This is a genomic window from Paenibacillus sp. MZ03-122A (assembly GCF_024213325.1).
Lineage (GTDB): Bacteria > Bacillota > Bacilli > Paenibacillales > Paenibacillaceae > Paenibacillus > Paenibacillus polymyxa_B.
Genome location: NZ_JANAVI010000002.1, coordinates 237,903 through 256,777, shown reverse-complemented (window position 1 = coordinate 256,777; position 18,875 = coordinate 237,903). Strand labels below are relative to the sequence as shown.

13 protein-coding genes are annotated in these 18,875 nt (G+C 46.9%); 6 read left to right on the top strand and 7 right to left on the bottom strand.

Annotated features, from left to right (window positions below; genetic code table 11):
* Positions 1-79: 79 nt before the first annotated feature.
* Both NLX74_RS05130 and NLX74_RS05125 read right to left on the bottom strand, forming a co-directional pair.
* A complete protein-coding gene (locus tag NLX74_RS05130) occupies positions 80-1,726 on the bottom strand; it encodes a response regulator transcription factor (RefSeq protein ID WP_254328114.1) in 1,647 nt (548 codons plus the stop codon).
* Positions 1,719-3,578, bottom strand: coding sequence for a cache domain-containing sensor histidine kinase (locus NLX74_RS05125; RefSeq protein ID WP_254328334.1), 1,860 nt, complete (start codon positions 3,576-3,578; stop codon positions 1,719-1,721). Before NLX74_RS05125 ends, NLX74_RS05130 begins: the two co-directional genes overlap by 8 nt.
* 122 nt (positions 3,579-3,700) lie before the next feature.
* On the opposite strand from NLX74_RS05125, the gene NLX74_RS05120 reads away from it, so the two are divergent.
* Entirely contained in the window at positions 3,701-4,597 is an 897-nt protein-coding gene (locus NLX74_RS05120) for a carbohydrate ABC transporter permease (protein WP_254328113.1), read from the top strand.
* Positions 4,597-5,427 (top strand): carbohydrate ABC transporter permease, encoded by an 831-nt coding sequence (locus NLX74_RS05115; protein ID WP_039271872.1) that lies wholly within the window; start codon positions 4,597-4,599, stop codon positions 5,425-5,427. The genes NLX74_RS05120 and NLX74_RS05115 overlap by 1 nt, the downstream gene beginning before the upstream one ends.
* A gap of 99 nt (positions 5,428-5,526) precedes the next feature.
* Here NLX74_RS05115 and NLX74_RS05110 read toward each other — a convergent pair whose 3' ends face one another.
* Positions 5,527-7,218 carry a methyl-accepting chemotaxis protein gene (locus NLX74_RS05110; RefSeq protein WP_254328112.1) on the bottom strand — a complete coding sequence of 564 codons (1,692 nt, stop codon included), beginning with the start codon at positions 7,216-7,218 and terminating at the stop codon, positions 5,527-5,529.
* 331 nt (positions 7,219-7,549) lie between these two features.
* Between NLX74_RS05110 and NLX74_RS05105 the strand changes: the two genes are divergently transcribed.
* Positions 7,550-8,752, top strand: coding sequence for a GTP-binding protein (locus NLX74_RS05105; RefSeq protein ID WP_302058500.1), 1,203 nt, complete (start codon positions 7,550-7,552; stop codon positions 8,750-8,752).
* A 61-nt stretch (positions 8,753-8,813) separates the two neighbouring features.
* Here NLX74_RS05105 and lepB read toward each other — a convergent pair whose 3' ends face one another.
* Positions 8,814-9,434: a signal peptidase I gene (lepB, locus tag NLX74_RS05100; protein ID WP_254328111.1), complete on the bottom strand. Its 621-nt coding sequence runs from the start codon at positions 9,432-9,434 to the stop codon at positions 8,814-8,816.
* A 331-nt stretch (positions 9,435-9,765) separates the two neighbouring features.
* Here lepB and NLX74_RS05095 point away from each other — a divergent pair, with 331 nt between their 5' ends.
* The 3 genes from NLX74_RS05095 (at position 9,766) to NLX74_RS05085 (ending at position 13,940) form a co-directional block, all read left to right on the top strand.
* The gene (locus NLX74_RS05095; RefSeq protein ID WP_235306690.1) at positions 9,766-11,118 is read left to right on the top strand and encodes a right-handed parallel beta-helix repeat-containing protein; all 1,353 of its coding nucleotides are present in this window, start codon (positions 9,766-9,768) and stop codon (positions 11,116-11,118) included.
* Positions 11,119-11,230: 112 nt separating this feature from the next.
* Positions 11,231-12,763: an MFS transporter gene (locus tag NLX74_RS05090; RefSeq protein WP_013312587.1), complete on the top strand. Its 1,533-nt coding sequence runs from the start codon at positions 11,231-11,233 to the stop codon at positions 12,761-12,763.
* A 49-nt stretch (positions 12,764-12,812) separates the two neighbouring features.
* Positions 12,813-13,940, top strand: a complete 1,128-nt coding sequence (locus NLX74_RS05085; protein ID WP_235306691.1) for a glycoside hydrolase family 88/105 protein — start codon at positions 12,813-12,815, stop codon at positions 13,938-13,940.
* 80 nt (positions 13,941-14,020) lie between these two features.
* Here NLX74_RS05085 and NLX74_RS05080 read toward each other — a convergent pair whose 3' ends face one another.
* From NLX74_RS05080 to NLX74_RS05070, 3 genes are all read right to left on the bottom strand, one after another.
* Positions 14,021-14,968 carry a polysaccharide deacetylase family protein gene (locus tag NLX74_RS05080; protein WP_254328110.1) on the bottom strand — a complete coding sequence of 316 codons (948 nt, stop codon included), beginning with the start codon at positions 14,966-14,968 and terminating at the stop codon, positions 14,021-14,023.
* Positions 14,969-15,163: 195 nt separating this feature from the next.
* The gene (locus NLX74_RS05075; RefSeq protein WP_254328109.1) at positions 15,164-17,122 is read right to left on the bottom strand and encodes an acyltransferase family protein; all 1,959 of its coding nucleotides are present in this window, start codon (positions 17,120-17,122) and stop codon (positions 15,164-15,166) included.
* A 274-nt stretch (positions 17,123-17,396) separates the two neighbouring features.
* Positions 17,397-18,746, bottom strand: coding sequence for a sodium-dependent transporter (locus NLX74_RS05070; RefSeq protein ID WP_235306694.1), 1,350 nt, complete (start codon positions 18,744-18,746; stop codon positions 17,397-17,399).
* Positions 18,747-18,875 lie beyond the last annotated feature (129 nt).

Sequence of the window (18,875 nt, the reverse complement as noted above, 5' to 3'; positions counted from 1 at the left end):
ACGTCCATGCGATCATTCTAAAAAATATACTCCAATTTAAAAAGGCAGATTAGTGAAGCGTTAAGGGTAAAAAAGTGGTTTATTGCAGGCTCACGCGATACTCAGACGGTGACACCTGATAATAATTACGGAAAGCCTTACTGAAATAATTTTTATCTTTGTAGCCGAGCATATCCGAGATTTCCTGTATTTTCAGGTTAGAATCACCCAGCAGCTCCTTCGCCTTGTCCATTCTAACCTTCTGTACATATTCGTGAATACCGTAACCAAACTGCTGTTTGAACAGCTTCATCAGGTATTCCCGACTCAAAAAATAGGTTTCGGCAAAAAACGAAATTTTGATATCCTCAAAATAATAACGGTCGATGTGTCTTTTGATGTCCGTGATGTCAAAGGGCTGGTTCCCTGATTGAGTATGTTGGACCCCAGCAATGTAAAGCTCCAGCATCCGATTCAATCTCTGACCGTAGTGGACAAAGCTCGTAAAATCAGCAGACAAATCCTCTTCACCCACGTACTCCGGTTCTTCCAAAGCTCTATCTTGATTCAACACTGACGTAGACGCACCTAACTCAACCGCAGCTTCTCTCAGTAAAAAATGGAACTCCTTCATCATTCGATCCGCATCCTGTAAACGAAAAATAGGGCCTGATGCCAATTGTTTCAGCAGATCGCCCAGCAGTACTTTTGCCCGGTTCGCCTGACCTGTCTGAGCATCCTTTTGGATCGACAGCAGTCGCTCCGTCCATGACATTTCCTCTAACGTAACTATTTGCCGTGGCACTGTATGAAGAATGGATTCCCCCTCCAGCTTCAACACATCCGTGCTGTGAATGAGCGTCTTGGCATCCATATAAGCAGACGCTAGCTCCAATACATCTGTGCAGAGCTTACCCAATCCGGCAACTACCACCATGCTGAACAGCCCATGCAGGTTCGCCACCGCCTTCTGTGTCACTTGTGCCAATAGTAAGGCCATATGTTCTTCTTGTCCTGGGGCCAAGGTACAGATCGAAACGACCTCCCGCTCCCGTCGCGGATGGGAGAAGCTAAAACAACTCAACCGTTCATCTGACGTCTGAGCTAACACATTGGTCAGGGCAAAATCCATCAGATCGGCATCGCCATGAAAACGCGTCCTGCGAATCTCATCCCTGTTCAGCAGCCGCAGCACAATCACCCCAAAGCGATTCCCCGGCTGATCCGCTCCGATCAATGGGAGCAACGCTGTATTGGCCTGCCTTTTAAAGCTACCGTCCAAAATGGACAAATATAGCTTCTCTTTCAGCTTCGGCAGTGACATATTCAGTGTAATGTTCTGGCTAATGAACTTGTTTTTGCTTTGCTCTCGACTTTCCAGAATGTCCACTGCTTTGCGCAGTGCCTGGTTCAGATCGTGACGATTAATAGGTTTGAGCAGATAGTCCACCACCCGGGATTGAATCGCCTGCCGTGTAAATTCAAAGTCATTGTAGCCACTAATGACAATCGTCAGCAGGTGGGGATATGCCTTTTCGATGGCACGAAGAAATTCGATACCGTTCAGCTCAGGCATTTTCATATCGACCATCACCACATCTATATGGTGCTGACCCAACAGCTCCAGTCCCAACCTTCCATTCGTCGCCTCATAAATATTTTCGATGCCCAGACCGTCCCAATCCCCGATAATACGAATGGCTTCGCGCAACGGCTCCTCATCGTCAATAATCAATACGTTATACATGACTACTTCCTCCCCGGGGAATTTGCATTCTCATTTCCGTTCCCGTTTCATCCGTAAGTATGAATAATCCTGCCTGATCTCCATACAAAAGCTTCAACCGTGTGTTCAGATTTTTTAAACCAATATGCTCGCTCTCCCGTTCTTCCCATTTTTCATGGAATGAATCCAGCACCATTTTCAGCTTGTCCTCTGAAATTCCAGGTCCGTTGTCCCTGACTGTAATTGTGGCATTTGTAGAACTCGATTCGGCTGAAATGACGATCAGAATATCGCTTGATACTTTTTCCAACGCATGCTTGATAGCGTTTTCCACCAACGTCTGCACAGATAATCTCGGAATCGGCAGCTCCATCAGCGTTTCTTCCCATACCACTTCGACCCGCAGTCTCGCTCCGAACCTTGCTTTTTGCAGACCTATATACCGTTCAATGTGCTTGAGCTCTTCGCGGGCAGCTACGATATCCTTGCCGTTGATGGAATACCGCAACGTTTGGGCCAACGCATCCACCATATCCGCCATGTCGAACATCTCCCGCTTTAATGCCTGCGTGGATATGGCTTGCAGGGCATTGTACAGAAAATGAGGATTAATTTCAGCCTCCAACGCCTTGAGTATGGCGTTCTTTTCGACCAGCTTCATGCGATAGCGCTCATTAATAAGTTCTTCGGTTCTTTGGACCATTTCGTTAAAATGCAGCGACAAATATGCAATCTCGTCATGTCCCTTCACAGGAGCTGTTGCTCCAAAATCCCCGGTGCTAAACCGCTTCATCTGGGTAGACAGCTTATGTAAGGGTCGGGTAATGGCGTTCGAGGTCAGTGTCACTAATATAATAGACACTCCTAAAAATAAAGCCCCGATGGCATAGCTCCAATTCCGTGTTGTCGTAGCTGCTTCATAAATCTGGCGGTATGGGATGGGCTTAATGAGCTGCCACCCATCTTTTTCACCAGCATCATAGACGACCAAATACTCCTGATTCCCACTGCTATCTGACCACGTTACTCGCCCGCTTCCTCCCTTGCCGATCTGTGTCAACACTCCAGAATCACGCATCCGCTCATATAGCGGAAAGCTGTTCACATAAAAGGGAACCCCTTTAGGGCTCATTAGCATCAATTGGTCCCCTTTGCCCAGTGGAATGTTCTGCATGATTTCATCCACGGCGCTCGTATTGTAATAAAAAGACAGCACCGCCTGCGGATGGCGGGATGCAATCGACCTCAACACTCGATGGTATGCCATAAAGCTCGCTTGTGGCGCCACATAGCCCATATCAGAGCGGGACCCTACAAAGGATTGAAATGATTCGTTCGTGGTACTAGCCATCGCCTCTTTATACCAAGGAAGCTTGGGAATATCTGTGTTTATTCCTTTGCGCACCGTAATGTTGTACGTCTCCCTGGTAACCACATAGTATTGATGTCGGTCCGCCACGTACAGATAGATCGCTTCCAGATCATTACGTGAATAAAACATGCTGCGCAAGTAATTTTCAATGACCATTCTCGAAGCATAGTCCTGATTCTCATTGGCAATGGCGTTCATGATATCGTTATAACGAAGCTGCGGAAGAGCCAACTGCTGCATTCCCTCCAAATAATCCTCCAAATTCTGATTGACCAGCAACAGATTATTGGTCGTGCTGGCGATGCTATGGTTAACCGACTCCTTTTCAATCATCTGATAGGAAATAATTGTGAGTGAGCCCACCACCAGAATAATCACCGAGGTAAAAAGTAGAATGAGCTTGTTCACTAATTTTTGCGTGATTCTCCTCCACGTGGAGCGAAGAAACGTTCCTACACGCTCTGACATCATGATAATCGCCCCTTTTGAAAGCGTACACATTTTTACCCTCAACTGTTTTCTTAAATCCATTGGTCCGGCCCTAGGGGCTATCCTATACTTTCATTATATCTTAAACAGCTTGGAGCGAAAGAGCGGAAAATGTTGAGAAAAAGAGGTGCGTTATGCTGAAAAAAAGGGGAACTCGGGGCGACAAGGGCAGTAAACTGGAATTCGGTTTATTCACACTGCCCGTAATCCTGTGCATTACGATTGCATTTTACATTCCGTTTTTGATGACGATACGCTATTCCCTGACGAAGTGGAACGGCATATCCAAACATCCGAAATTTGTAGGTCTGGATAACTTCAAGCAAATCCTACTTGGAGACGCCAATTTTGCACATGCAGCCTGGTTTACCGTCAAGTATGCCATTCTGTACATTGTATTGGTGAATGTGCTGGCCATTTTGCTGGCGCTCGTTCTCGATATGAAGCTGAAAAGCTCGGCTTGGCTGCGGGCGGCTTTCTTTATCCCGTATATCCTCAGTCTCGTGATTGTCGGCTTTATATGGAAATTCATCTTCATGCAAGGCTTTGAGTCACTGGGACACAGTACAGGCTGGGGCATCTTCCAGCTAAGCTGGCTGGGTGAGGAAGGGCTCGCGTTTATTTCCATTTTGGCGGTATCGATCTGGCAATCCATTGGCTTTTACATGGTCATTTATATTGCAGGCTTGCAATCTGTGCCAGAGGATTTAAAAGAAGCTGCCATTGTCGATGGCGCGGGGCCGATTCGGAGATTTTTCAGTATTATTCTACCGATGCTCGCACCTTCCATTACGATCTCAGTCTTCATGGCACTGACCAACTCGATCAAAGTGTTTGACGTCATTTTATCCCTGACCGGCGGTGGGCCCGGTGGTACAACATACAGCATTGCGTATGATATTTACCGGGACACGTTCCAGAACAATCTGTATGGCTACGGAACAGCCAAAGCATTGATTTTATTCGTTGCAGTCCTGATCATTACGATTATTCAATTGTCTATTTTCAAACGCAGGGAGGTTGAAGCCTGATGCAACGCAGCCGTACGGGACGTATTTTGCTAGAAGCGGGCATGATTGTATTATCATTGTTATTTTTGTACCCGCTGTTTCTCGCCATTAACAATTCGTTCAAAAGCTTCGCTGAGGTCATGACCGACGTCATTGCGCTGCCCAAGCAGCTTTCGCTAGATAACTACGTATATGTATGGAAATTCATTGACTATCCACGCCTATTTCTGAATAACACCATTATCACCGTCGTCGGACTGGCAGGTATCGTACTGATATCTTCCATCGCGGCCTACAAGCTGGCAAGAACCAAAAGCAAATGGAGCTCCGTGATTTACATGCTGTGCATTATGCCGATGCTGATCCCGTTTCAGTCCATCATGCTCACTGTCTTGCGACTGGCAAAAGACTTAAATCTGGCAGATAGCACTTGGGGACTTGGCTTGCTGTATTGGGGCTTCGGCGCACCGCTGGCAGTGTTTATCTATCACGGCTTCGTGAAAGGTATTCCGGTCGAGATTGATGAAAGTGCCAAGATCGATGGGGCCTCGGGCTTCCGGCTTTTCTTTTCCGTGATTTTCCCCTTGCTGAAATCAGTCACTGCTACCATTGTCATTATCGACGTGATGTGGATTTGGAACGATTTTCTGCTTCCGCTACTCATGGTCAACGGCTCACCCAGCACCAAAACGCTGACGCTGGCCGCCTACACCTTTGTCGGACAGTATACGTCAGACTGGCAATATGCCATGACCGCGATGGTAATGGCTGTGCTGCCTTCGATCATCGTATTTATTTTTCTGCAAAAATACATTGTCAAAGGCGTCGTTGCTGGAGCCGTCAAAGGCTGAGTCAAGGAATCGAAGCCAGATGCAAAAAAGAGGACTTGCGTGTTGTTCGCGCAAGTCCTCTTGTCTTCGTGATATCCATCATGGGCTTCTGTACAGTATTCATTGAGCCTTAAACTGGCCTAGCGCTTTCAGCATCTCTTCCATAGCAAGCTGTAGGTCAGCAGAGCAGGCATTCAGACGGTTAATCTCTTCCATCTGGTCGGAAGCTGCAACCGACACTTCCTGTGAGCCGCCGCTCGTCCTGCGGGCGATGACAATAATTTCAGTAGCAGAAGCGGTAACTTCCTGCACACCTGCTGACATTTGTTCTGCGATTGCTGCCATGCTTTCGATCCGTTCTGCAATGTGAGTGCTTCTTTCTACGATCTGTTCGAAGCTGTCATGTGTCTCGTTCATCATCCGCAGCCCGCTGTCCACATGCGCTACCACATGTCCAATCGCTTCCGCCGAGCGCTGTACATCTCCATCAATGTTTTGGATGAGCTGCGCCACTTGACGGGAGGCTATTCCCGATTGATCTGCTAGCTTCCGCACCTCGGATGCTACAACCTCGAATCCTCGTCCCTGCTCACCTGCGCGAGCAGCTTCAATAGAAGCATTCAGCGCCAGCAGTCCCGTCTGTTCAGATATTCCCTGAATAACCTGCATGATTCCGGTAATTTCACCTGATTGACGGTGCAGCGCTTGAATCAGAGCATCCGTATGCTGAATGGACGAATGCAGCTCTCCCATCTGTTCCACCGTGAGGCGCGCGGTTTCCGCGCCTGCCTCCGCCTGCTGCTTGGAGTAGATAGCAGCTTCGGCAATCTCTGAGGCGTTTTCCGCGACATTCTGAATGCCCTGAGCCATCTCTTCCATCGCCGTCTGATTTTCCAATACGCTTCGGGTCTGCGCTTCGGCTCCGTCTGCAACCTGCCGTATGGTGTCTGCAATTCTATTTGCCTCTCTCGTCGATGCTTCAGCAATGACGGCAAGCCGTCCCGTTGAATCGGCTACCGCTCCACAAGCATGCATGCCCTCGGAAATCAAAATGCCCAAATTTCCCCGCATTTCATTATAGTTGGTACTCAGCCGCCCGAGCTCATCTTTGCTTTGATCATGCAGAACAGAAGTGAAATCCCCCTGACCTGCCTTGGCGAGCGCCTGGCCTACACGGCCCAGCCTGCGGTTTACCCTGCTCATGTACCAGAGAATCACGGCTAGCGACACTGCAATAGCAATCACAATCACAATCATAAATTGGCGGATAAACCCGCTAATGATCCCGTCAATGATCGATTGCGATGCACCTACATACAGAATGCCAATCACAGCACCGTCTGCACTACGAATGGGTGTGTACGCAGCTTGATACGTTTTACCAACTACTACCGCTTGACCATAATAGGGTTGACCCTGCTTTAAGACAACGGTAGCCACCTTCTCGGATACTTTCGTGCCTACAGCGCGTTTGCCCTCCAGCATGACATTCGTCGCTACCCGTTGCTCCCCTTGAAAGAAAGTCACCGTATCGCCTGTTGCCCCGCCAATTTCATCGACGATTTCTTCATTATTGTTAATCCGTTGGCTTCCCTTATATAATTGCCCGTCCTTGATCTGCCATGCCCCGCTATATTTGTAGTCCAGCAGGCGGGTTGCCATATTCAAGTCATTTTTAGCCTTTTCGGTAGCAAAAGCCTCAATTCCCTCCTGCATTCGGCTAGTAACAACATAAGCAATTACGACAGACAACACAACCAAAATACCGATCACCATACCACTAATTTTAGTGCCTATCCCTATTGTCCGCATGTATTGGATACGTCCTCTCTAATCTGACGCCATGCCGCCACAACTCTATACAACTTAAGCTCAATCTGTTCCATCATGGATACTTATTTTATCGTACAAATTACCTAAAATTTTAATTATTTATCGATTTGAAAATTAATTCAGTTCTTATCAGGTGTATTGGTGTTGCCTTCCTTGACAATTCCTCTTAATAATGATTTACTAATTTTACTATTCGTAATTATTACGATTAAGTAAAACAAAGAAAGCACCTCTGCTTTCCTATCTCGCATGATAACCACTACAGCACATTCGACATTTCATGATACTTTCGAAGGGAAGAGTGATTACGTTGGCAAACGCTATGGAATTGGAAAAGAAAATACCGGTCACGGTACTAAGCGGGTACCTCGGCTCCGGCAAAACCACCCTGCTGAACCATGTGCTGAACAACCGGGAAGGCTTGCGGGTAGCAGTCATCGTCAATGATATGAGTGAGGTAAATATTGATGCTGATCTCGTTCGTGAAGGTGGAGGATTATCTCGTGTGGATGAGAAGCTGGTGGAAATGTCCAACGGTTGTATCTGCTGCACCTTGCGGGAAGATTTATTAAAAGAGGTAGAACGACTGGCACTCGACAAAAGGTTTGACTATATTCTTATCGAGTCCACGGGTATAGGTGAGCCCATTCCGGTAGCCCAGACCTTCAGTTATGTAGACGAGGAAAATGGAATTGATTTGACCAAGCTGACCCGACTGGATACTATGGTCACCGTCGTGAATGCACCGGAATTTTGGAAGGACTTCTACTCCAGAGACTTCCTCAAGGATCGCGGACAGGAAGCGGCAGAGGAGGATGCACGCGGCATCGTTGATCTGCTCATAGAGCAGGTGGAATTTTGTGATGTGCTGATCATTAACAAATGCGATCTGGTATCCCCTGAGGAGCTAGAACGACTGGAAAAAGCGTTACGCGGCATTCAACCAAACGCCAAAATCATCCGTTCCGAGTACGGTAAAGTGGACCCAAAAGAGATTTTGAACACGTATCGCTTCGATTTTGAAACAGCTAGTCAGGCGGCAGGCTGGATACAGGAAATGAACAAAGAAGAGCATGTACCCGAGACAGAAGAATATGGCATTGCTTCGTTTGTGTACAAGCGCAAAATCCCATTTCATCCCGAACGTTTGTTGAAATGGCTGGCTCAATGGCCTGCTGAGGTTGTACGCTCCAAGGGATTGGTGTGGCTCGCCACGCAGAACCGCACTGCTTTTACATTCAGCCAGGCGGGTAGCTCCAAACAATTCGCACGCGCAGGACTGTGGGTATCTGCTTTGACTGAAGAAGAACGCCAATACTATCTCGGTGAAGATTTTGAAAAAACACCTGACTGGGACGAAGAGTATGGTGATCGGGTTACCAAACTCGTATTTATTGGCATCGACATGAACCGGGAAGAAATCGAGCGCACCCTGGATGAGACACTGCTGACCCCTGAAGAAATGGAGCAGGATTGGCGCAAGCTTCCTGACCCGTTTACGAAAAAAGTATAATGAGATTATAAAATAAAAAGCGCCTTAAGTGAGGAATCCCCCCCTCTTAGGCGCTCTTATATTATTTATGCTTAACCCATTGTGCGCTATCAACCGGCCAAAAAATCACATCCGCACGGCCAACAATATCTTTAATAGAGACAAAGCCAATAGCACGACTATCCCTACTATTATTGCGGTGGTCACCCATCACAAAAATATACCCCTCAGGTACCTTGGAATCGGTTATGGTTCCATTTGGAAAATCAACATTGTTATATAGTTCTCCCTTGGCGTGCGCATCCTGAATAGCTCCCTGAATGTATGACTCCTCTACTTTCTTACCGTTCACATAAAGATTGTCACCTTGATACTGAATTGTATCTCCAGCCACTCCAATAACACGCTTAATAAAGTCTTTTTGTTCCTTTCTCACATGGAATACAACAACCTCACTCGGCTTGGGATCACGAAAATCGTAAATCACCTTGTTCACGACCACTCGTTCATCTGTCTTGAAATTCGGTTCCATGGACGCTCCCTCAACAATAAATGGCGCAAATAATAGCCAACGTATAATGAACACGAACACAATGGCTACAATAATGGCCTTGAGCCAATCGATCATCTCATTTTTCACTCGTGGCTGCTTTTCCTGCAATTGTTCGACAGTTGAATCCGTCAAATGATTTCCACTCTCCATGCGCTACACCCACCCTTTCCCACAGTTTTCATTCCTATTATATGTATAATGTTTAAGTATAATCAAATTTTCCCAGTGTGGCAAAACTACAACTATAGTTGAAACAAAAGTGTGAACTTTTTTTCACAATATCATAAAAACAGTAAAAAACTGTTGATGCAAACGTTAACATATATTACACTGTGCATATACTTCTTAGAGCGTTTTGGACTAATGGTAGATCAATCTGTTCCCCCAGGAGGTGTCCTGTTTTTAGTGGAAAGACAGCATGAGTCACTTTTATAGATGCTATCTTCTTTTAAAATATGAGCTCAAATAAGGAGGAAATTAAATGTTTAAACGAAATGATCGTCCAAAAACCGGCTTTAACGCTCTAAGACTCGGTGTTTCTTTTGTTTTTGCTTCTTCTTGCCTTATTGGAACCGCTTACGCAGATACGTTATCCAACGACACCCCTTCTTCCGCACTTACAGAAGAGGCAGTTAGTACAACCGACTCAACCACCGTCTCCACAACATTAGCGGCAGGAGATTTGTATGTGGCGCCAAATGGTAACGTGTCCAATCCGGGTACAATATCCAGTCCTACCACGCTCGAAGCAGCACTTACACAAATTGCTCCTGGTAAAACCATTTACCTGCGCGGTGGTAACTACACCTACTCCTCAACGATTACAATTCAGCGTGAAAATAGCGGCAATAACGGCTCACTCAAAGGGTTGGTCGCTTACGGTAGTGAAAAGCCAGTACTTGATTTCTCTGCTCAAGCCTTTGGTTCAGCCAATCGTGGACTTCAGCTTAACGGAGACTTTTGGCTGGTAAAGGGCCTTGAAGTAAAGGGGGCCGGAGATAATGGTATCTATATCGGCGGCAGCAATAACCGAATCGAAAACGTGGAAACCCACCACAACCGGGATACTGGACTTCAGCTTGGACGTTACTCCCCTAACGCTTCCAATAGTGAGTGGCCATCGAACAATTTGATTTTGAATTCTTACTCTCACGATAACGCTGATCCCGATAATGGTGAGGATGCCGATGGCTTCGCTGCCAAATTGACTGTGGGATCAGGCAATGTGTTTGATAACTGCTTGGCTGCGTACAACGTAGACGATGGCTGGGATTTGTATAGCAAAACCGAAACGGGTCCTATCGGCGAAGTAACCATTTTGAACAGTGTGGCCCACCACAACGGGCAGACCGCAGATGGAACGTCTACCGCGAACAGCGACGGCAACGGCTTTAAGCTGGGTGGAGACAAAATCAAAGTCAACCATATTGTGAAAAACAGTATTGCTTTCCAGAACAAAAAACACGGCTTCACCTACAATAGCAACCCCGGCAGCATTACGTTGACCAATAATACTTCGTGGGACAATGGACAAAGTAATTTTGCTTTTGACAAGGGTGATCACGTGTTCATTAACAATCTTTCCTTTGAGGGAAGCGCCAGTGACAAAACAAGCGGTACAGATCAAGACAACTCTAGCGTTTGGTGGAAAAACAAAAAATCGACAAATGCCAAAGGTCTGGTAGTCAGTGCAGACGACTTTGTTAGTCTCACGCCTTCCATCACTCGAAGTGCAGACGGTTCCATCCAGCTAGGTGATTTCCTTAAGCTGGCCAAAGGAAGCGATCTGATCGGCTCGGGTACTCCGAGCGGAAAAAATATAGGGGCACGTTAAAAGCCCCGCCTAATCAGGACGCCCTGGCCCATCTACCAACTCAGACAATTTTGCATAATATAGCGACCGGTGATTGTCCTCATAACCAGACAAAATATGAGGTGAACAGATCATGGAACGAAGAATCACACTGAAACATACACTCGCCTATGGAAGCGGTAACATGCTAGGAAGTGGCGCACTTGCTATTAGTGGTGCATGGTTAATGTACTTTTATACAACCTTTTGCGGACTGTCTCCCGTTCAGGCCGCGGCCATTTTCTCTGTTGCCAGCATCATAGATGCAGTCAGCAATCCGATCATGGGCTTTATCAGCGATAACTTTCACCGGACCCGCTTGGGCCGTAAATTCGGCAGACGACGCTTTTTCATCATGATGGGTATCCCGCTGATGCTCGTGTATCCGATGCTTTGGGTAGATGGGTTGGGCTTCTGGTATTACCTGAGCACGTACGTGCTGTTTGAACTAGTGTATACCTCTGTCATGGTGCCGTATGAAGCACTAGCGTCAGAGATGACCCGAGACTTCGGCGCACGCTCCAGATTGACTGGATGGAAGGCCATGTTTGGCAAAATTGCCAATTTCGCTGCCGCTTTTATCCCTGGTCGCTTTATTGCCGAGTATGGCAAAGACTCTCCATTGCCTTTCTTTTATACCGGTCTCGTTTTTGCAGCTATTCTGCTGATTGCGATGGCATTCTTGTACAAAAACTCCTGGGAACGTCCAAGTGAGGAACTGCAAAAGGAACTGGAAGGTGAAGCTCCGCTATCCTTTATAGATTCGATGAAAAAGTTGTTTGTCGACATTTCCTCTACCTTCCGAGTCAAAACGTTCCGTCATCATCTCGGGATGTACCTGGGCGGCTTTTCAGCTGAGTGGCTGTTTACTTCTGCTTTTACGTACTTTATTGTCTTCTCCTTGTTCCAAAGCTCGGAGATGGTATCCAATTTGAACAGCTTTAACTCTGTCATTCAATTGATTTCTACCTATTTCTTCATCCAATTCTGCGTGCGTAAAGGGTTCCGTATGCCTTTCATCGCCGCACTCGTTGTCGTTTGCTTTAGCGTAGCAGGTTATGGCCTGCTCTATATAACGGGAGCCTCGAATACGATGGTATGGCTATATGTCATCACCCTGTTCATGGGGCTTGGTACTGGGGGCGTCTACTACATTCCTTGGAATCAATACACGTTCCTTGCCGATGTGGATGAAGCGTTGACCGGCCGTCGCCGGGAAGGTATTTATGCAGGTATGATGACCTTTGCCGGAAAAATGGTGCGGGCCGTTGTCGTCTTCATTCTCGGCTGGGTGTTACAGCATTTTGGTTTTGTATCCGGGGCTGATAGTCAGCCCGTCGCTGCTCAGCACGCCATCTTTTATGTACTTGTGGTTGGTACTATCGTTCTCGCGATCATCGGTATGATTGCTTCTGTCGTGATGAAGCTGGATATTGACAGCCACAAGAAGCTAATCGCCGAAATTGACCGCCTCAAAAACGGTGGCTCCATGAAATCAGCTAAACCGGAAGCCCGGAAGGTATTCGAGGAACTGACAGGTTTCCATTACGATCGGTGCTGGGGTAACAATAATGTGGGCTTCAAGAACAAACCCGTTGACCCTAAGACACACACTCCATCTATGTAACAACAATAACAATTACAGATTAAACATTTACTAAAGAGGTGACTGTATCATGGCAAATCCAACATCACAACCAACCACCAGTCCTACAAAAACAGATTCTTGGGCTGTACGTATGAGCGATTCCGTTCTACAACGGAGCCCGGAATTTTACGAAAAATGGGAATATGACCATGGCGTGATTTACAGAGGTCTGGAATGGGTTGGCGAACTGACAGGCGATCCCAAGTACATGGAATTTATAAAAAAACATATGGATCATTTTGTTGACGAAAATGGCGTAATTCAGCGCTATAAAGTAGATGAGTACAATATTGACCACGTGAATAACGGCAAGCTGCTCTTCTCTCTGTATCGTGCCACAGGAGATGAACGATACAAAAAGGCAGCCTACCAATTACGAAGTCAGTTGGAAAAACACCCACGCACAAGCGAGGGCGCATTCTGGCATAAGCAAATTTATCCGTATCAAATTTGGCTCGACGGCTTGTACATGGGTGCCCCGTTCTACGCTGAATTTATCCGCGAATTCGGAGATCCGTCAGAGTTTGACGATGTGACCCTACAATTCAAGCTTTGCTACAAGCATACGCGTGATCCTGAAACGGGTCTGCTCTACCATGCTTGGGATGAGAAGGGTGAGCAGCATTGGTGCAACCCGGAAACAGGCTGTTCCAAAAATTTCTGGGGACGCTCGATGGGTTGGTTCGTTATGGCACTCGTTGACGTGCTGGACTATATTCCAGAGGATCATGCAGACCGTCCTGTCCTGATCGATATGCTGACGGAAACACTGGAAGCCCTGCTGAAAGTGCGTGATAAAGAAAGTGGAGTCTTTTATCAAGTGCTCAACCTGGGCCATGTGAAAGGCAACTATCTGGAAGCCTCTGCTTCCTGCATGATTCTTTATGCTATTGCCAAGGGCGTTCGCAAAGGCTATCTGCCAGAGCAATATCGTCAAGAGGCAGAAATCATCCGTAAGGGAATTATCGATGAATTTATCACGATTACTGAAGAAGGACTCGTAAATCTGAACAAAACGGTGCAAGTAAGCGGTTTGGGTGGTAAAGATCGTCGGGATGGTACCTTCGCTTACTATATCAGCGAGCCGATTATAACCAACGATCCCAAAGGTATCGGAGCTTTCATTCAGGCGATGGGTGAAGCAGAACGCATCTAAAATACGCGAACGATATACCTTAATAGCAAAAAGGACGGTGGCCATCAGCCCCGTCCTTTCCTCATTTATGCCTATCTTACTTACTTCATAACTTTAAATTCATATCCCTGTTTCTTCAGATATTCTATGATTTGCGGCAATGCTTTGGCTGTTTCTTCTTTACCATAGGTGTCATGCATGAGTATAATTGCTTTTTCTCGACCTTTGACTGACCTTATAAACTGGTTGATTAGTGCCGGTGCTTTCTTGGATCTTCCCTCTGCATCCTTCGTTAATACATTCCAGTCCACCTGATGGTAATCCTTTTGACGCAAAACCTTATCCAGAGCAGCCATTCCCTGTGGATCTCTTCTGTTCCATGTCATGTGCCCCCCAGGGAAGCGGATCATTCTGGTGGAGAATTCCGGCCCCAGAATACTTTTTAGAACCTGATTGTTCTTCTCGATCTCCTGCATAACATGGTCTGTGCTTACCCGCCTGTTAGGATATAAATACTTATAATTATGAGAGTACGTGTGGTTTCCTATCGCATGACCCTCTTTAACAATTCTTTTGATAATGTTCCTGGTATGTTCATTTTCATCGGCTTCTTTTCCTACGATAAAAAAGGTTGCCTTGACCTTCTGCTTTTTCAGAATATCCAATATCTGAGGTGTGACCGTCACGGATGGTCCGTCATCAAAGGATAAGTAGGCCACTTTTTTACCATCAGCTCCATCGGGCATTTGTCCTAACATTTGCTGATTTAAATATTTTTCAACAAAGGCACCGTCTTCTACATCGGGATCGTTTTTTGGAGAGGCCGCTTTACCCTTTGCCCCTGCGCTGGATTTAACGTTTGATGATCCGGAATCCGTTTTTTTAGCAAGCTCCTGGGTCGGCGCGTGTGGCTTGCTATCCGAAACCTTTATCGCAATGAAAGTAATGCAGCCTGCCACAAATAATATAATAGCAATCAGTATCAGCCTTCTTCTGTTCCTCTTCAAGCGGTGCTCACTCGTTCTACTATGTGAATAGCCCTTTTCCATTAGCTTATGTACCTCCATACTAAAATAAGAAAAACCACCGGATCAGGGTTGGTGTACACACCTTAGAATAGACATTGGAAAAACCCTTAGGTTTAGCCGATGAAAATTTAGGGATGCGCTTCAACCAGAGGACAACCTACTCCCGGTGGCTTTCTTGTCTTGCATTTACATAATTATGAGTATCATTGCAGTTTATTACGATTGCTTCGTGAGGGCCTGAGCCAACAAGGACGCATAAGCTTTAGCACCTTTAGGTTTTAAATGTACTCCGTCATGCTCGAAATAGGAGTTTTTACCAGAGCTGGCTCCATACCAGTCAATCATTGTAATTCGCGGGTCCTGGGACGCTGCTTCGGCAAGATGCTTGTTCACAATACTCTCCCACGGCCGAGGCACACGGGTATTCACAAGTATAATACGCTTCGCATCCTTCAGGCTAGCCAACAGATCGGATAACTGGTCCTTGGTGAAAGCGCCGTTCGTGCCCAGCTCAATAATAACCGTCTTACCGAGCTGTCCGTTCTGTCTTAGCTGCTCCAGTACGGCAGGCGCCTCCGCCATCTGACGGCCGATCCGCCCATCTACAACAGCTCCCGGGAAGGATTCCTGAATGTACGACTGTACATCCAACATGACAGAGTCTCCAATGGCGGTAACACTCGAGCCATCACGTGTCATAGGCGTAGCTTCTTTGGGTTTGTCCGAAGGTTCCGTCGGTTTCGTAACATCGTCCGTAGTACCAGCCTGGACCGCCGTATTCTTAGGCGTCTGGGTTTGAGACGGGACTGGGGTCTGCGCCTTGCTGCCCTCGGACCCTTGCAGCTTGATGGCTTGGGGCTCCTTGGAAGCCACGGATACCGTTCCGTGAAGCGGCGGCATCGCCTTTGCCTTTGCGACTGGATTCTCATCGCTTGATGCCGCCTGAATAGTTGCATCAGGAGAAGCCACGTACAGGTGGACGGTACCCACGAGAATACCTACAAACAGCACAGCCGCTGTAGTTGTAGGCATCCATCTCCACCGCGCCTGTCTACGAACCGCAGAACGGATTCCTGTGATCCAGTGGCGGAATCCTTCATGGCGGATCGGCTCCTCGATATATTTAAACGAGAGAGACGCCAGCAATACGGTAGCTAGCAATTGTAAAATGATGCGCAGCACATGCACGCCATCGGTATCTACCTGAGGCGTCGTTAGCGTGATAACCGGAACATGCCACAGATACAGTCCGTAGGAACGGGCCCCAATCCAACGTAGCGGCTTGATTCCAAGCAGACGACCAAGGTGGCTTACCGGATGTGCTAACGCTGCGACCACAATAGCAGTGACTAAAGCTATGCCCAGCAGGCCGCCCCGGTACAGAGATGGGTCATATTCATTCGAGGCCCACGCCCAGTGACAAAGCAACAGCAAGCTTATTGCACCGATGCTATCCAAGAGCATACGCGCCTTAGCAGAAGCTTTCTCTTTCAGTTTGCCGCTTGGCCATACCAATGCCAGCGCCGCACCAATTAGTAAAGCAAATCCACGCGTATCCGTGCCGTAATACACCCGGCTCGGGTCGCTTCCCGGTACGTAAATCACGGCCATCAGGAGCGCAGATATTAATGCCAGACAAGTCACCCAGCCTGCGAGCACAATACGCTTGGGCATGAATTTTAGCCCGAGCGCCAGCAGTAAAGGCCACAGGATATAAAACTGCTCCTCCACCGCCAGCGACCACAGATGCCCAAGCGGAGAAGGGGGGCCGAAACTTTCAAAATACGAAACCTGATGGAAAATAAACCACCAATTACTCATATACACCAATGCGGCAGGAACATCTCCACGCAAGGCCGTTAGCCGTGACGGATCGAAGAGCAACGAGCACAGGACGATGACAGCCACAACCGTCAACATGGCAGGCAGCAACCTTCTGGCACGACGCAGCCAGAAATCTTTCATTTTAAAACTATGATATGTATCCCACTGACTAACCAAAATATCTGTAATCAGATACCCCGACAAAGTAAAAAACACACCTACACCCAACAAACCACCCGGCAACCAATCCGGATTCAGATGATACACAATGACTGCGATGACCGCCAGCGCTCTTAAACCATCCAAACCTTGCATATAACGACGTTGTGACGACAACCGATTAGACTTCATTTCAGCCGCCGTCCTTCTTGCAAATTCAAGCTCCCTGTCTGTTTCAATGCTCTTCTGCCCTTTCCCTCTCCTGCACATCGTCTGCGATGCCCTGTAGCCTTTTCATTCATTATATAAAACTTCATAATCGTAATGATTTCAATGAAGTTAAAATTAATGACAATGTTTTTATTATATCATTCCTTTCCACAGTTAGGTAACCACTGATAGATATACAAAAAAAGGCATCTCTTCCCTTAGGAAGAAAATGCCTTTTTATTAGTATTCTATTCTCTTAAAATTTGATGATACCTGAGGTATGAAGGAAGACCAACAACATCAGGATCGGTGCAACATACCGAAGACCGAATAACCATACGTTGAACCAGAAGGGTTTGATGTTCGCATGCTCAGCCGCAGTCTTCCAGTAATAACCTGTGAATATAACAATCAACAAACCGCCTAACGGTAAGAAGATGTTGGATGCGGTAAAGTCTACGAAATCAAAGAATGATTTATCCCCTACTTTTAGTTCAGGCACCAGCCCCATGGACAATGCAGAAGGGACGCCCAGCATCAAGCACAGGACCGATACGACGATAACGGAGCGAACCCGGCTCCAACGCATACGCTCCATGACATAGGCTACTGGAACTTCCAGCAAGGATACCATAGAACCTAATGCAGCAACCGCCAGCAGTACGAAGAACAAACCGCCGAAGAATGCACCAAAAGGCATTGCCGAGAAAGCAGCCGGTAAAGCAATGAAAACCAGCGATGGTCCTTGAGCTGGATTAATTCCGAAGGAGAAGGTTGTAGGGAAAATAATCATACCTGCGATAAACGCATAGATTAAATCTCCGCCACCAACGGCCAGCATGGCTCCACCCAGCGATTGACGGCGATCTACGTACGCACCGTACGTGATCATAATTCCCATCCCCAGTGAGAGTGAGAAGAAGGCATGTCCCAAAGCAACCAATGCAGACTCTATACTTAGCTTAGAGAAGTCGGGATTCAGAAAGAAGGATACGCCCGCACCAGAGCCTGGCAGCATAAGAGCGTTAATCATCAACACGAGCAACAGGATGACCTTGGCAGGAATCAAAATTTTATTGAACTTTTCAATCCCGTTCGATACCCCAAGAGTTACCACGACTGCTGTAAATGCAAAAACAACTAACAGCCAAACCAACGGCGCATAGCCGGAGGAAAAAGAAGCGAACTGTCCAGCAAAATCATTATTCGAAAACAGATTTCCGCTAAATGCCTCAACGGCATAATGCAGTGTCCAGCCCCCTACAATGGCATAGAACGACAAGATAACAAACGGCACGATAACAAACATGATGCTCATCTTGCCCCAAATTGGATGACCGCCTACTTTTACCATTGCAGAAGCAGCACTTCCTCGACCTGCACGACCAAGTGCAAGCTCCGCTAAAAGTACAGGCAAACCAACAAGCAACAGGCAGACAATAAACAATAAGAAAAATGCAGCTCCGCCATATTGTCCTGTAATATACGGAAATTTCCAAATGTTACCTAGTCCTGCCGCACTGCCGATCGCCGCCAATATAAATCCAGCAGACGAGAAGCGTTCATTTTTATCAGACAGGCTATTCTGCCCCTTGCTCAAACTCATTATATCCCCCTCATTCTCTCTACTTACGCATAAACTGAGCATGCGTACATAAATAATTTTTACTCATTATAGCGTAAGTAGGATGTAAGGTCATGCATAATTTTTCACTATTACCGGATTTATTTTCAT

Bases quoted from the DNA above. Each gene is read 5' to 3' on its own strand.
- NLX74_RS05130 (WP_254328114.1), bottom strand. From the start codon at position 1,726: ATGTATAACGTATTGATTATTGACGATGAGGAGCCGTTGCGCGAAGCC.
- NLX74_RS05125 (WP_254328334.1), bottom strand. From the start codon at position 3,578: ATGTGTACGCTTTCAAAAGGGGCGATTATCATGATGTCAGAGCGTGTA.
- NLX74_RS05120 (WP_254328113.1), top strand. From the start codon at position 3,701: ATGCTGAAAAAAAGGGGAACTCGGGGCGACAAGGGCAGTAAACTGGAA.
- NLX74_RS05115 (WP_039271872.1), top strand. From the start codon at position 4,597: ATGCAACGCAGCCGTACGGGACGTATTTTGCTAGAAGCGGGCATGATT.
- NLX74_RS05110 (WP_254328112.1), bottom strand. From the start codon at position 7,218: ATGCGGACAATAGGGATAGGCACTAAAATTAGTGGTATGGTGATCGGT.
- lepB (WP_254328111.1), bottom strand. From the start codon at position 9,434: ATGGAGAGTGGAAATCATTTGACGGATTCAACTGTCGAACAATTGCAG.
- NLX74_RS05095 (WP_235306690.1), top strand. From the start codon at position 9,766: ATGTTTAAACGAAATGATCGTCCAAAAACCGGCTTTAACGCTCTAAGA.
- NLX74_RS05090 (WP_013312587.1), top strand. From the start codon at position 11,231: ATGGAACGAAGAATCACACTGAAACATACACTCGCCTATGGAAGCGGT.
- NLX74_RS05085 (WP_235306691.1), top strand. From the start codon at position 12,813: ATGGCAAATCCAACATCACAACCAACCACCAGTCCTACAAAAACAGAT.
- NLX74_RS05080 (WP_254328110.1), bottom strand. From the start codon at position 14,968: ATGGAAAAGGGCTATTCACATAGTAGAACGAGTGAGCACCGCTTGAAG.
- NLX74_RS05075 (WP_254328109.1), bottom strand. From the start codon at position 17,122: ATGAAGTCTAATCGGTTGTCGTCACAACGTCGTTATATGCAAGGTTTG.
- NLX74_RS05070 (WP_235306694.1), bottom strand. From the start codon at position 18,746: ATGAGTTTGAGCAAGGGGCAGAATAGCCTGTCTGATAAAAATGAACGC.